General features: G+C 71.5%; 11 protein-coding genes. 6 read left to right on the forward strand and 5 right to left on the reverse strand.

The annotated features are described in order from the left end of the window. Positions 1-15: 15 nt before the first annotated feature. Both ACIA8X_RS30440 and ACIA8X_RS30445 read left to right on the forward strand, forming a co-directional pair. Complete coding sequence (locus ACIA8X_RS30440; RefSeq protein ID WP_393447149.1) at positions 16-873, forward strand: AAA family ATPase; 858 nt, start codon at positions 16-18, stop codon at positions 871-873. After that, a complete protein-coding gene (locus tag ACIA8X_RS30445) occupies positions 870-2,228 on the forward strand; it encodes a VWA domain-containing protein (protein ID WP_393447151.1) in 1,359 nt (452 codons plus the stop codon). The genes ACIA8X_RS30440 and ACIA8X_RS30445 overlap by 4 nt, the downstream gene beginning before the upstream one ends. Positions 2,229-2,303: 75 nt before the next feature. Here ACIA8X_RS30445 and ACIA8X_RS30450 read toward each other — a convergent pair whose 3' ends face one another. Further along, positions 2,304-3,008: an SDR family oxidoreductase gene (locus ACIA8X_RS30450; RefSeq protein ID WP_393447153.1), complete on the reverse strand. Its 705-nt coding sequence runs from the start codon at positions 3,006-3,008 to the stop codon at positions 2,304-2,306. 177 nt (positions 3,009-3,185) lie between these two features. Between ACIA8X_RS30450 and ACIA8X_RS30455 the strand changes: the two genes are divergently transcribed. Beyond that, the gene (locus tag ACIA8X_RS30455) at positions 3,186-4,163 is read left to right on the forward strand and encodes an NAD(P)-dependent alcohol dehydrogenase (protein WP_399459608.1); all 978 of its coding nucleotides are present in this window, start codon (positions 3,186-3,188) and stop codon (positions 4,161-4,163) included. Between the two features lie 45 nt (positions 4,164-4,208). Here the strand turns inward: ACIA8X_RS30455 and ACIA8X_RS30460 are convergent, their stop codons facing one another. The 4 genes from ACIA8X_RS30460 to ACIA8X_RS30475 all read right to left on the reverse strand — a co-directional run bounded on the left by ACIA8X_RS30460 (position 4,209) and on the right by ACIA8X_RS30475 (position 6,797). Further along, entirely contained in the window at positions 4,209-4,568 is a 360-nt protein-coding gene (locus ACIA8X_RS30460; RefSeq protein ID WP_093909845.1) for a cupin domain-containing protein, read from the reverse strand. Positions 4,569-4,740: 172 nt separating this feature from the next. After that, positions 4,741-4,866 carry a hypothetical protein gene (locus tag ACIA8X_RS30465; RefSeq protein WP_399459609.1) on the reverse strand — a complete coding sequence of 42 codons (126 nt, stop codon included), beginning with the start codon at positions 4,864-4,866 and terminating at the stop codon, positions 4,741-4,743. A gap of 198 nt (positions 4,867-5,064) precedes the next feature. Further along, on the reverse strand, positions 5,065-6,039 hold the full coding sequence (locus ACIA8X_RS30470; protein ID WP_399459610.1) for a threo-3-hydroxy-L-aspartate ammonia-lyase: 975 nt from the start codon (positions 6,037-6,039) through the stop codon (positions 5,065-5,067). A 65-nt stretch (positions 6,040-6,104) separates the two neighbouring features. Further along, positions 6,105-6,797, reverse strand: coding sequence for a transcriptional regulator (locus tag ACIA8X_RS30475; protein WP_399459612.1), 693 nt, complete (start codon positions 6,795-6,797; stop codon positions 6,105-6,107). A gap of 255 nt (positions 6,798-7,052) precedes the next feature. Here ACIA8X_RS30475 and ACIA8X_RS30480 point away from each other — a divergent pair, with 255 nt between their 5' ends. From ACIA8X_RS30480 to ACIA8X_RS30490, 3 genes are all read left to right on the forward strand, one after another. Beyond that, a complete protein-coding gene (locus tag ACIA8X_RS30480; RefSeq protein ID WP_393447167.1) occupies positions 7,053-8,225 on the forward strand; it encodes an MFS transporter in 1,173 nt (390 codons plus the stop codon). Positions 8,226-8,590: 365 nt separating this feature from the next. After that, positions 8,591-10,357, forward strand: coding sequence for a beta-galactosidase (locus tag ACIA8X_RS30485; protein ID WP_399459613.1), 1,767 nt, complete (start codon positions 8,591-8,593; stop codon positions 10,355-10,357). Next, the gene (locus tag ACIA8X_RS30490; RefSeq protein ID WP_399459614.1) at positions 10,357-12,711 is read left to right on the forward strand and encodes a beta-galactosidase; all 2,355 of its coding nucleotides are present in this window, start codon (positions 10,357-10,359) and stop codon (positions 12,709-12,711) included. The genes ACIA8X_RS30485 and ACIA8X_RS30490 overlap by 1 nt, the downstream gene beginning before the upstream one ends. Positions 12,712-12,785: the final 74 nt, after the last annotated feature.

Below are 12,785 nucleotides of genomic sequence, written 5' to 3' on the forward strand. Positions count from 1 at the left end.
GACCTGGAGGCCCCGTTGTTCACATCCGTCGACGACGTCTCCGCGCGTCTGGCCGAGACCGGCTACCTCGCCTCGCCCGCCGTCGCCACGACCGTCTTCCTCGCCGACCGCCTCGGCAAGCCGCTCCTGGTGGAGGGCCCGGCCGGGGTCGGCAAGACCGAGCTCGCCAAGGCCGTCGCCGAGGTCGCCGGAGCGCGGCTCGTCCGCCTGCAGTGCTACGAGGGGGTCGACGAGTCCCGGGCGCTGTACGAGTGGAACCACGCCAAGCAGCTCCTGCGCATCAGCGCGGGCCGCGAGGAGACCTGGGACGAGACGCGCACGGACATCTTCAGCGAGGAGTTCCTGCTCACGCGTCCGCTGCTGACGGCCATCCGGGGCGACGACCCCAAGGTGCTGCTGATCGACGAGACCGACAAGGCGGACGTCGAGGTGGAGGGCCTGCTGCTGGAGGTGCTCAGCGACTTCCAGGTCACGGTCCCCGAACTGGGCACCATCACCGCGACGCGCCGCCCCTTCGTCGTGCTCACCTCCAACGCGAGCCGTGAACTGTCCGAGGCGCTGCGCCGGCGCTGCCTGTTCCTCCACATCGGCTTCCCGGACGAGGAGTTGGAGCGTCGCATCGTACGGCTGAAGGTGCCGGGGCTCGACGAGACGCTGGCCCGCTCGGTCGTGCGGGTCGTGGGCGCGCTGCGGGCGATGGACCTGCGCAAGCTGCCGTCGGTGGCCGAGACCATCGACTGGGCGCGCACCTTGCTCGCGCTCGGCGCCGACACGCTGGACGCGACCGTCGTACAGGACACGCTCGGCGTCCTCCTCAAGCACCAGGACGACGTCCTCAAGGCCACCGCCAAGCTCGACCTGGACGCCCTGTGACCACGCCCGCGGGCGTGGCGGAGCGGCTGACGTCCCTGGTCGGGGCGCTGCGCGCGCACGGCATCCGGATCGGCACCGGCGAGACGGTGGACGCGGCGCAGGCGGTCGAGGCACTCGGCCTCGCGGAGCGGGAGCTGTTGCGGGAGGGGCTGGCGGCGACGCTGTTGCACGGCACCGGGCAACGGCAGGTGTTCGACCCGGTCTTCGATCTCTACTTCCCGCGTGGTGTGGGCGGCCCGGAGCAGAAGTCCGCGGGGCGGGACGACCTGCGCGACCGGCTGGCGGCAGCGCTCGCCGCCGACGACCGGGCGATGATGGGCCGGTTGGCGATCGAGGCCGTCGACGGGTTCGGGGGCTACGGCTCCTCGCCGGAGTCGGACGGCTGGTCGTCGTACCAGGCGCTCGAACGGCTGCGCCCGCAGACGCTGCTCGCCCGCGTCCGGGACGACATCCGTGGGCAGGGCGGGAGTTCGGGGTTCGGTGACCGGCTGCTGGAGGACGAGATCCGGCGGCGAATCGAGAGCTTCCGGGCGCTGGTGGCAGCGGAGGCGCGGGGCCGGGTCGCCGAGCGGCGCGGCCGGGACGAGATCGCCCGGCGGGCGGTGACGCCGACCGCCGACCGGGTCGACTTCCTCTTCGCCGGAAAGGCCCAACTGGCTGAGCTGCGCAGGGCTGTTCAGCCGCTCGCGCGCAAGCTCGCGACCCGGCTCGCGGCCCGTCGCCGCCACGCTTCCCGAGGTGCGATCGATCTACGGCGGACTCTGCGCGGGTCGCTGTCGACGGGCGGGGTGCCGATGAAGCCGGTGCTGCGCAGACGGCGTCCCGTGCGCCCCGAACTGGTGCTGCTGTGCGATGTGTCGGGCTCGGTGTCCGGCTTCTCGGACTTCACGATGCTGCTGGTGCAGGCGCTGCACGACCAGTTCAGCAAGGTGCGCGTGTTCGCCTTCGTCAACCGGATCGACGAGGTGACCGGGCTGCTCGAACGCGGCACCGCCGATCCGGAAGGGCTCAGCGCCCGGATCGAGACGGAGGCCACGCTCACCGGGTACCACGGCAGCAGCGACTATGGCATGGCGCTTGGCGAGTTCGCGGAGCGGTACGCCGACGCGGTCGGCCCGCGCACGACCGTGTTCGTCCTCGGGGACGCCCGTACGAACATGAGCGACCCGAACCTGCCGGCCGTACGGCAGATCGCCGAACGGGCGCGCCGCGTCTACTGGTTGAACCCCGAGCAGCGCTCCCGCTGGGGCACGGGCGACTCCGCCGCGCCCGCCTACGCCGAGCTGGTCGAGATGCACGAGTGCCGCACCGCCCGGCAGCTCAGCGCGCTGGTGGCACGCCTGCTGCCGGTCTGACCAGGGATGGATCAGCTTGATCAGGGATTGAGCAGGGATTGAGCAGAGAGTGATCAGGGAGTGGTCGGGGGCTGATCAGGCGGCGGCGAGCTGCGCGTAGAGGGTGGCCGGATCGGCCGCCAGCCCCGCCTTGACCTGCCGGGTGAGGTCGTCGGCCAGGACCTCGTAGGCGCCCGAGGCGATCCCGTCGAGGGCCTGGGCCGCGACGCCCTCGGCCGTGGACTTGGGCGCGTCGATGCCGGCGGTCAGATCGGTGTCGACGTACCCGACGTGCAGGCCGGTGACCTCGATGCCGCGCGGCTTCAGGTCGAGGCGCAGCGAGTTGGTCTGCGACCAGAAGGCGGCCTTGGACGCGCTGTAGGAGCCGGCCAGACCGATCCAGGACAGCACGGAGTGGACGTTGAGGATGTGGCCGCCGCCGTTGCGTTCGAGGACGGGGACGAAGGCCCGGGTGACCAGGAGCGGTCCGTAGAAGTTGGTCTCGAACTCGCGGCGCACGTCCTCCACCGGCGAGTCGAGGAAGTTCGCGTTCACCGACGCTCCCGCGTTGTTGATCAGCAGGGTGACGTCCTGCGCCTGCTCGGCGGCAGCCTCGACGGACGCGGGGTCGGTCACCTCCAGGGCCAGCGGCACCGCGTCGGGGTGCGTGACGGTGCGCGGGTCGCGGGCGGTGGCGTACACCTTCTTGGCGCCCCGCTCGTAGAGCGCGGCGACCAGGGCGCGGCCGATACCGCGACTGCCGCCGGTGACCAGGGCGACGGAACCTTCGATGGCGGTCATGGGACTCTCCTCAACATGTCCAGAATCGGAAACCGATCGGTTTCTCATGACGAGAAGAGTAAACCGCCCGGTTTCCTCAGGGCAAGGGGAGGACCGACCCCGGAGAAAATCAGGGTTCGTCCCCGATGGTCCGCTCGGCGGGGATTTCCTACGCTCGTCGAGAGCGGAGGGGGTCTCATGAAGGCAGTGGTGCAGGACCGGTACGGCTCGGCGGACACGCTGGAGTTCAGGGACATCGACAGGCCGGTGCCGGCCGCCGACGAGGTGCTGGTGCGGGTGCACGCGGCCTCGGTCAACGCGTATGACTGGCACTTCATGCGCGGTGACCCTCTGCTCGGCCGGGGGATGATGGGCCTGCGCCGGCCCAAGACGCGCGTTCGGGGCCGGGACTTCGCCGGACTGGTGGAGGCGGTGGGCTCCGGGGTCATAGGACTCAAGCCCGGCGACGAGGTGTACGGCGAGGCCGACGGCGCGTTCGCCGAGTTCGTGTGCGCGCGGGACGGCGATGTGGGCCCTAAGCCGGCCAACCTCACCTTCGAGCAGGCTGCGGCGATACCGCTGGCGGCGAACACCGCCCTGATCGGCCTGCGTGACGTCGCCCGGGTGCGGCGAGGCCAGACGCTCCTGGTGAACGGGGCGTCGGGCGGCGTCGGCACGTTCGCCGTGCAGCTCGGCAAGGCGTACGGCGCCGACGTGACGGCCGTGTGCAGCACACGGAACCTGGACCTGGTGCGGTCACTCGGCGCGGACCGGGTCATCGACTACACGCAGGAGGACTTCACCCGGGGCGACCGGCGCTACGACGTGGTGCTGGACCTGGTGGGCAACCGCTCGCTCGGGGAGTTCCGGCGCGTGCTGACGCCCACCGGGACGCTCGTGCTCTCCGGCGGAGGGGTGTACGAGGGCGGCAGTTTCGTCGGGCCGATGGGGCTGTTCCTCAAGCGGCGGCTGGTGGCGCCCTTCGCTCGCCACCAGCGGCTGCTGGAGATCTCGGCAGTGCAGAGCAGGGCGAACCTCGCGGCGCTGCGGGAGCTGGCCGAGTCCGGCAAGATCGCCCCGGTCGTCGAGCGGACCTATCCGCTGAGCGAGGCGGCCGAGGCCATCCGGTACCTGGAGGTGGAGCACGCGCGCGCGAAGGTCGTCGTCACCGTGTGAAGGTCGTCGTCACCGTGTGACGTGTCCGGCGCGGGCCGGACGGAGCTACTTCTTCTTCGCGTACTCCCTCGCCGTCTGCCCCTGGAAGTCGTAGACCACGACCTGCTCGTCGCCCACGACCCAGGCGTCGTGTCCGGGCGAGCAGACGAAGACGTCGCCGGGGCCGACTTCCTGTTCTCCGCCGTCGTCCATACGGATGTGCATGCGGCCCTGGACCATGTAGCAGTTGTGGTGCATCTGGCAGGTCTCGGTGCCCGCGATCGGCGCCACGGACTCGGTCCAGCGCCAGCCGGGCTCGAAGGTCGCCACAGCGAAGTCGAGGTCCGTCATGTGGACGGCTTCGAGGTGGCCGCGGGGGAAATCACGCCGCTCATCCGGCTTTTCGAGAGGCTTCACTTCCAACATGGCGCGCTCCCTTCCGGCCGCGTTTCAGCGCGGCCGGGCCGGCCTCCCCGGCGGCCCTGTGCACCGCCGTCGGCGGCCGGCCTCCTACCCGTCAATCGTCCGCCCGTCCATCCGGGGCCGCCAACCGGGGGACGCGCGCTCGGCCCTCGTTGCCACAGAGTGGCGACCGTGCTCAGGGCGCGTAGACCGGGGCCAGGTCGAGCACGACACGGAAGTCCACGATCAGTCCGTCGTCGCCGATCCGCCAGATCGACACCGCGGGCAGGGTCATTTCCCTGGTGTCGATGCGGTCCGCCACCGCCCCGTCCGTCGCACCGCTGCTGTCCGCCGCCTACGGCCTCACGTCAGAGAGCGTGAGCTGGTCGAACTGGTGCTGCAGGGCTGCGGACGGGCGAGATGGCCGCACGCCTGTTCATCTCAGCCCGGTACATCGGCGGACGGACCGTCTCGTACGGGGTGTCGGCCAGGCCGAAGTCCTCGACGCACCAACGCGCCGTCACAAACTCCCGCAGAGTTCGGCGAAGCGCCCGGCGTCGACATTGCCGCCGGAGATGATCATGCCCACCCGGCGCGGAAGGGTGCCCGCACGGCCGGTGAGCAGGGCGGCCAGCGGGGTCGCGCCACTGGGCTCGACCACGATCTTCAGTCGCTCGAAGGCGAACCGCATGGCGTCCCGGATCTCGTCGTCGCTGACCAGCGCGATCGAGTCGAGGAACCGCCGGTTGATGGAGAAGGTGAGTTCGCCGGGGGTGTGCAGGGCCTGGCCGTCGGCGATGGTGTGCGGCACCGGGATGCTGATGCGCCGCCCCGCCTCCAACGAGCGCTTGGTGTCGTCGCCGGCCTCCGGTTCGACGCCGATCATCCGGATGTCCGGGTGCAGGCTCTTGGCCACCGTGGCGCTGCCGGCCATGAGCCCGCCACCGCCGACGGGAGTCACCAGCGCGTCCAACTCCCCCACTTCTTCGAGGAGTTCGAGAGCTGCGGTGCCCTGGCCCGCGATGACGTGCGGATGCTCGTAGGGCGGGATGAGGGCGAGGCCTCGCTCGGCGGCGAGGGCCTCCCCGATCGCGATGCGGTCGCCGGTGTAGCGGTCGTAGGTGACGATCTCGGCGCCGTAGCCGACGGTCGCCGCTCGCTTCGACGGCGGGGCGTCCTCGGGCATGACGATCACCGCACTGGTGCCTAGCTCCCGGGCGGCCAGGGCGACGGCCTGGGCGTGGTTCCCGGACGAGTAGGCGACGACGCCGCGGGCCAGCTGCTCCGGGCTCAGCCGGGACGCCGCGTTGTAGGCGCCGCGGAACTTGAACGCGCCGATGCGCTGGAAGTTCTCGCACTTGAGGAAGACCTCGGCGCCGACGCGTGCGTCGAGCGTCCGTGAGCGCAGCACCGGGGTGCGGTGCGCGACGCCCCTGAGCCGGGCGGCGGCATCGCGGACGTCGTCGAAGGTGATCGGCGGGGTGGTGGTCGTCACGCGTTTCCTCCAGGAGATGTCTTGTCGGTCGCGGGTCGGTCCGTCGCCGCTCGGTCGGTCGCCACTCAGTCCGTCGACGCCCGGTCCGTCGTCGCCCGGCCCTCGGCGCGCGCCTGTGACAGGTAGCTGTAGGCGGACGCGCGGGAGATGCCGAGCCGTGCCGCGACCTGCTCGATCGCGCGCCGCACGGCGAAGACGCCCCGCTCGTCCAGGCCCCGGAACAGCTCCAGTCGCCGGCCGCGGTCGAGAGCGGCCCAACTGCCGTTCTGCCGGAGCTGGTGGGCGTCGAGGATGGCGTCGACGACGGAGTCGATGTCATTGCCGAAGGTGGTGACCGGCACCTCGTCAGGGCCGCCACCGATGCCGGCGAGGGCGCCGAGCAGGGCGTGGGCGTCGCCCACGGCGGTGACGTCCAGGTTGACGCAGAGGGCGCCGAACACGGTGCCCGTGGAGTCCCGCAGCACCATCGTGGACGCCTTGACCAGCTTGCCGCCGCGGGTCCGGGTGACGTAGTTCAGTTCGTCGTCCGCCTTGTCGCCGCGCGCGACGATCCGCATGCCGATCTCGCTCATCACCCCGCCCACGGTCCGCCCGGTCACCGAACCGGCCACGGCGACCACGGACTCCTCCGGCCGCCGGTAGTCGTGCAGGACCACCTCGCACATCGGGCCGAACGTCGCCACGAGCCCGTCGATGACCGGCGTCAGCGCGGCGACGATCGCGTCCCGCTCGGATTCAAGGGCGTGCTCGGTCGCCATCACTCACTTCCTGTCCGTCTGAGCTTCGATGATCGATTCACCGAGCCGATTCCGGATCGAAATCCTAGACTACATGTCCAACCCTTGTACTACTAGTCCAAGCATCCTGAACAGCGCACCGAGCGGGACGCCATCGGGCAGCAACCGACGCCTCCCGCACGGGAATTGACCGCCCCCACCCCGCGCACCGCACCACCGACGAGCGCGGCGCAGACCTTGACGAGCGGCGCGATGTTACCGGTAACATCCAGCACCATGACAGTGACGTCGGCACCCCCGCACCCCCGGGTCTTCAGCCCCGCCGCCGTGGTCGCCTCCTGTGTCGGCTTCGTGCTCATCGGCGCTCTCCAGGCCCTGTACGGCCCGGCGATCCCCGCCTTCCGCGAGGAGTTCGACCTGTCTCCGTCGGCCGCCGGCCTCGGGCTGAGCGCGCACTTCGTCGGCGGCGTGGCCGGCGTGCTGCTCTTCGACCGGCTCTACGGCCGGATCGGCAACCGGCGGATCCTCGGCGCCTCGTATCTGCTGATGGCTGTCGGCGCGGCGGGCTTCGCCCTCGCCCCGAACTGGCCGGTCGCCCTGGCCATGGCCCTGCTGGCCGGGCTCGGCTTCGGCGGTATCGACTACGGCCTCAACCAACTGTTCGCCGTCGGCTTCGGCCACCGCTCGACGGCCATGCTGAACATCCTCAACGCCCACTTCGGTATCGGCGCGATCCTCGGCCCGGCCCTGATCGGCGCGATCGGCTCCGCCCACTACCCCGCCGTGTTCCTAGGCTTCGCGCTGGCCAACCTGCCCCTGCTGCTGTGCCTGCGCGGCGTACGCGACCGGGCGCCGCAACCGTCCGAGGCGCACGGCGAGTCGTACGGCGGTCAGGTCCTCGCCCGCAGTCTCGGCTCCGTACTCGCCGTGTTCGTCGCCCTTTACGTCCTGCACGTCGGCATCGAGGCCGGTGTCGGCGGCTGGGAGCCGACCCATCTGGAGACCGTCGGCTACGGCGCCGGGTTCGCCGCCACGGCGACCTCCGTGTACTGGCTGATGATGACCGTGGGCCGCTTTCTGGTCGCCCCGATCGCGTTGCGCTTCTCGGCGCAGGCCATCATCACCGTCTCGTGCGCGGGGATGACGGTGTGCCTTCTCCTCGCGACGATTCCGGAACTGGCGCCGTACGCCTACGCCGGAGTCGGCCTGTTCATCGCGCCGATCTTCCCTACCGGCCTGCCCTGGCTCCACCGGTCCGCCCCGCGGGCCCGCCGGGCCGGTGCCCTCGTCATCGCCGCCTCGATGGTCGGCGGCGTGGTGGCGGGCCCGGCGCTGGGCAAGGCCATCGAGTGGTCCGGCGTCCGCAGCGTCCCGCTCCTCCTGGGCGCCGTCTCGGCCCTGTGCCTGGCGGCGACCCTGTGGCTGATCCGCACCACTCGGCCCCGCTGAGCCGCTCCGCTCGAACCCGCTGATCCGCGCCTCTTCCCCCCTGAGGGGCGCTACCCGACCCTGCTGACCTCGCACTCTCCGACCCTGCTGAACCGCACCACCCGACCGTGCTGGCCCGAACCACAAGTCCCCGCCAACCCGCACCACCCAACCCCGCCGCCCCCGCGCCACCCGGCCCCGCTGACCCGCTGACCCGCACTACCCGAGCCTGCTAAGCCCGCGCCACACCCGGTCCCGCCAAGCCGCGCCACAAGGCCCCGCCAAGCCTCACCACCCGATCCCGCGAAACCCGCCCCACCCAAGCCACCCCCCGCACTTCCGAACCTCCACCCCTCCCCACCCCCAAACCGAAGGGAAGTCCCCCCGTGTCCGCTCTCACCGCGTCGTCCGACGGGTTCCTGCTCCACGGTGAGCCGTTCCGGATCATCTCCGGTGCCATGCACTACTTCCGGATCCACCCCGACCAGTGGGCCGACCGGCTGCGCAAGGCCCGTCTGATGGGGCTCAACTCGGTGGAGACGTATGTGCCGTGGAACCTTCACCAGCCCGATCCCGACGAGCCCCTCGTCCTCGACGGCTTCCTCGACCTGCCCCGGTATCTGAGCCTCGCCCACGACGAGGGCCTGCACGTCCTGCTCCGCCCGGGCCCCTTCATCTGCGCCGAGTGGGACGACGGTGGTCTGCCCTCCTGGCTGATCGCGGACCCTGACATCCGGCTGCGCTCCAGCGACCCGCGCTTCACCGGGGCGTTCGACCGCTACCTGGACCTGCTGCTGCCCCCGCTCCTGCCGTACACAGCCGCAGCGGGCGGCCCGGTGATCGCCGTCCAGGTGGAGAACGAGTACGGGGCCTACGGTGACGACACGGCCTATATGAAGCACGTCGAGGACGCCTTCCGGGCCCGCGGCGTCGAGGAGTTGCTCTTCACCTGCGACCAGGCCAACCCCGAGCATCTGGCCGCCGGGACCCTCCCCGGCGTCCTGGCGACCGCCACCTTCGGCAGCCGGGCCGACGAGAACCTCGCCGAGCTGCGTCGGCATCAGCCCGAAGGCCCGCTGATGTGCGCGGAGTTCTGGATCGGCTGGTTCGACCACTGGGGTGGTCCGCATCATGTGCGGGACGCCGCCGACGCGGCCGCCGACCTGGACCGGCTCCTGTCCGCCGGCGCCTCGGTCAACATCTACATGTTCCACGGCGGCACCAACTTCGGCTTCACCAACGGCGCCAACCACAAGCACGCCTACGAGCCGACCGTGACGTCGTACGACTACGACGCTGCCCTCACCGAGTGCGGCGACCCCGGCCCCAAGTACCACGCGTTCCGCGAGGTCATAGCCCGCCACGCGCCGGTCCCCGAGGAGAGCGCCCCCGCGCCGGCTCCCAAACTCCCGCCCCGAACCGTCGAGTTGAGCCGTCGGGCGCCCTTGCTGGCCCATGTGAAAGACCTCGCCGAGCCCGTCCACACCGAAGACCCGGCAACGATGAACGACCTCGGCCTGCACACCGGGTACGCCCTCTACCGCACCACCTTCCACACGGCGGGCGACGGCCTGCTGCACTTCGCCGGCGGGGTCGGCGACCGCGCCCAGGTCTTCGTCGACGGCGCCCCCGTCGGCGTACTGGAACGCGAACGCCACGACGAGACCCTGCCCGTCCGCGTCCCGCACCCCGGCGCCACGCTGGAGGTGCTCGTCGAGAACATGGGCGGCGTCAACTACGGCCCCCGCATCGGCGCCCCCAAGGGCCTGCTGGGCCCCGTCACCTTCAACGGCACCCCCCTGCACGGCTGGGACTGCCACCCCCTCCCCCTGGACGACCTGGGCGCGCTCCCGTTCACCCCGGCAGACACCCCCACAGTCGCCGAACCCGCCTTCCACCACGGCACGTTCGACGTCGACACCCCGGCCGACACCTTCCTCGCCCTGCCCGGCTGGACCAAGGGCCAGGCCTGGGTCAACGGCTTCCACCTGGGCCGCTACTGGAACCGCGGGCCGCAGCACACCCTCTACGTCCCCGCCCCGGTGCTGCGCCCGGGCACCAACGAGCTGGTCCTCCTGGAACTCCACGGCACCACCGCTGCCCGGATCCAGCTCACCGACACACTCGACCTCGGCCCGGAGAACACCTGGTGATGCACGTGCTGCGCGTTCCCACGCCCGCCGCTCCCCCGCTGACCGGCCACCTCCCCTTCGCCGACGCGCCGAACGCCCCCGACCCGATCGAGGTCACCAGCCGCTGGCTCACCCGCGGGGGCCGCCCCTGGTTCCCGGTCTCCGGCGAGTTCCACTACTCCCGCTACCCCGAAGGCGAGTGGGAGGAGGAGCTGCTGAAGATGAAGGCGGGCGGGGTGACGGCCGTCGCGAGCTACGTCATCTGGATCCACCACGAGGAGATCGAGGGCCGCGTCCGCTTCGACGGCAACCGCGACCTGCGCCGTTTCGCCGAGCTGTGCGCCCGCCACGGCCTGGACTTCATCCCCCGTATCGGCCCCTGGTCCCACGCCGAGGTACGGGGCGGCGGACTGCCCGACTGGCTGCTGTCCCGCGACTGCACGCCCCGCACCGACGACCCGGCATATCTGGAGCCCGTGCGCGCCTGGTTCGCAGCCATCGCCGAGCAGCTACGCGGCCTCGACCGCGGCCACGGCGGTCCGGTCATCGCGATCCAGATCGAGAACGAGCTTTACGACCAGCCCGGTCATCTGCTGACGCTGAAGCGGATGGCCCAGGAGGCGGGACTGGGCGCGCCACTGTGGACGTCGACCGCGTGGGGCGGCGTCCGGCTCCCGCCCGACGAACTGCTTCCGCTGTACGGCGGCTACCCCGAGGCCTTCTGGACCGAGGCCGACGGCGGCTGGCCCGACACCTGCCGCAAGCACTACTTCTTCACCCACCAGCGCGACGACGAGGGCATCGGCGCCGACCTGCGCCCGACCACCGTCCGAGGCGGCGACCCGGACGCCCTCGCGGACCGATTCCCCTGGGCCACCTGCGAGTTGGGCGGCGGCATGGCGGTGGCCTACCACCGCCGGCCACGCCTGAGCGCCGCCGATATCGGCGCGCTCGGGCTCGCCAAGATCGGCTGCGGCTCGGTGTGGCAGGGCTACTACATGTTCCACGGCGGCACGAACCCGCTCGGCGAGCGGTCCACGCTCCAGGAGTCCCACGCCACCGCCTACCCGAACGACCTGCCCGTCCTCACGTACGACTTCCAGGCCCCGCTCGGCGAGTACGGCCAGTACCGGCCCTCGTACGGCGAACTCCGCCTCCAGCACCTGATGTTGGCGGACTTCGGGCACCTTCTCGCCCCGATGGAGTCGGTCCTGCCGGAGCGCCGCCCCGATGGTCAGCACGACCGGGAAACGCTGCGGTGGGCCGTGCGCAGCGACGGTGCCTCCGGGTTCCTGTTCGTCAACAACCACCAGCCGCACGAGCTCCTGCCGGATCACCCAGATGCCGCCTTCGCCGTCGAATTCCCGGGCGAGGCACGGGCGTTGACGCTGCCCAGTTCTCCGGTGACCGTGCCTGCGGGCGCGTACTTCTGCTGGCCACTGCGGCTCGATGTCGCGGGTGTGCGGCTGGAGTGGGCGAGCGCGCAGCCGGTGTGCAGAGTCGAGTCCGGCGGACGTACGGTGCTGGTGCTCGCCGCCACCGACGGCATCGCGCCCGAACTCGCCCTGGACGCGGCCACGGTGACCGCCGTCAGCGCGCCGACCGGGGACATCGCCGAGGTCGACGGCCGGGTCCTGGTGACGGGGCTGCGGCCCGGAACCGACGCCCTCGTCGAGGTGGAGGCGGTGGACGGCGGGCGGGTCGGGCTGCTGGTGCTGGACGCGGCGACGGCTCGTACCGTCTATCGCGGTGAGGCATGGGGCGCCGAGCGGCTCGTGCTGTGCGCCGACGGGGTCGTGTTCGACGGCGACGAGGTACGGGTGCACAGCACTGCCGTACGGTCGTCGTTCGCCGTGCTGCCCGCGCCCGAGCAGGCGTTGGTGGTGGATGGGGAGACGGTGGCCGGTGAGGTGGACGGGGTGTTCGCCCGCTATCGCGTCGGGACCGGCGGCGGTGGGGCTCTTGAGGCGCCGGTGACCGCGGTCCGGCCCGCGGGTCCGGCGCCCGAGCCCGTGACGGGTGTGCTGGGGCGGGCGAGCGTGCCCGCGGACAAGTACTTCGACACGGTGGCCGCCGAGTATCTCGTCGACGTACCGGAGGATCTCCCGGAAGGGAGCTTGCTGCGGCTGCGGTGGAGTGGGGACGTCGGGCGGGCGTACGTGGGAGACGGGCTGGTCGCCGACCAGTTCTTCTCGGGGCGTGTCTGGGACATCGGACGGCTCCCGGCGGGAGCGGTGCTGCGGCTGCGGGTGCTGCCGTTGCACGCCGATGCCGCCGTGTACGTGCCGCAGGAGGCCCGGGACGCGGCGCGGACTGCTGCCGTTACGCGGGGCGAGTGGGTCATCAGCCGTACCTGGTCGGTCCGGTCGGGCTGAGGCGGCGGCGCCTGTGTGGGGTCCCGCCCCCCTGGGCCTGCCTATGCTGGGGATCTGCCGGGGCGGGATGCAAC

It is taken from the genome of Streptomyces sp. NPDC051738, assembly GCF_044453205.1.
Lineage (GTDB): Bacteria > Actinomycetota > Actinomycetes > Streptomycetales > Streptomycetaceae > Streptomyces.

What these genes read in the sequence shown, in the direction of transcription:
- ACIA8X_RS30450 (WP_393447153.1), bottom strand. Translation starts at nt 3,008, where the DNA reads ATGACCGCCATCGAAGGTTCCGTCGCCCTGGTCACCGGCGGCAGTCGC.
- ACIA8X_RS30455 (WP_399459608.1), top strand. Translation starts at nt 3,186, where the DNA reads ATGAAGGCAGTGGTGCAGGACCGGTACGGCTCGGCGGACACGCTGGAG.
- ACIA8X_RS30460 (WP_093909845.1), bottom strand. Translation starts at nt 4,568, where the DNA reads ATGTTGGAAGTGAAGCCTCTCGAAAAGCCGGATGAGCGGCGTGATTTC.
- ACIA8X_RS30475 (WP_399459612.1), bottom strand. Translation starts at nt 6,797, where the DNA reads ATGGCGACCGAGCACGCCCTTGAATCCGAGCGGGACGCGATCGTCGCC.
- ACIA8X_RS30480 (WP_393447167.1), top strand. Translation starts at nt 7,053, where the DNA reads ATGACAGTGACGTCGGCACCCCCGCACCCCCGGGTCTTCAGCCCCGCC.
- ACIA8X_RS30490 (WP_399459614.1), top strand. Translation starts at nt 10,357, where the DNA reads ATGCACGTGCTGCGCGTTCCCACGCCCGCCGCTCCCCCGCTGACCGGC.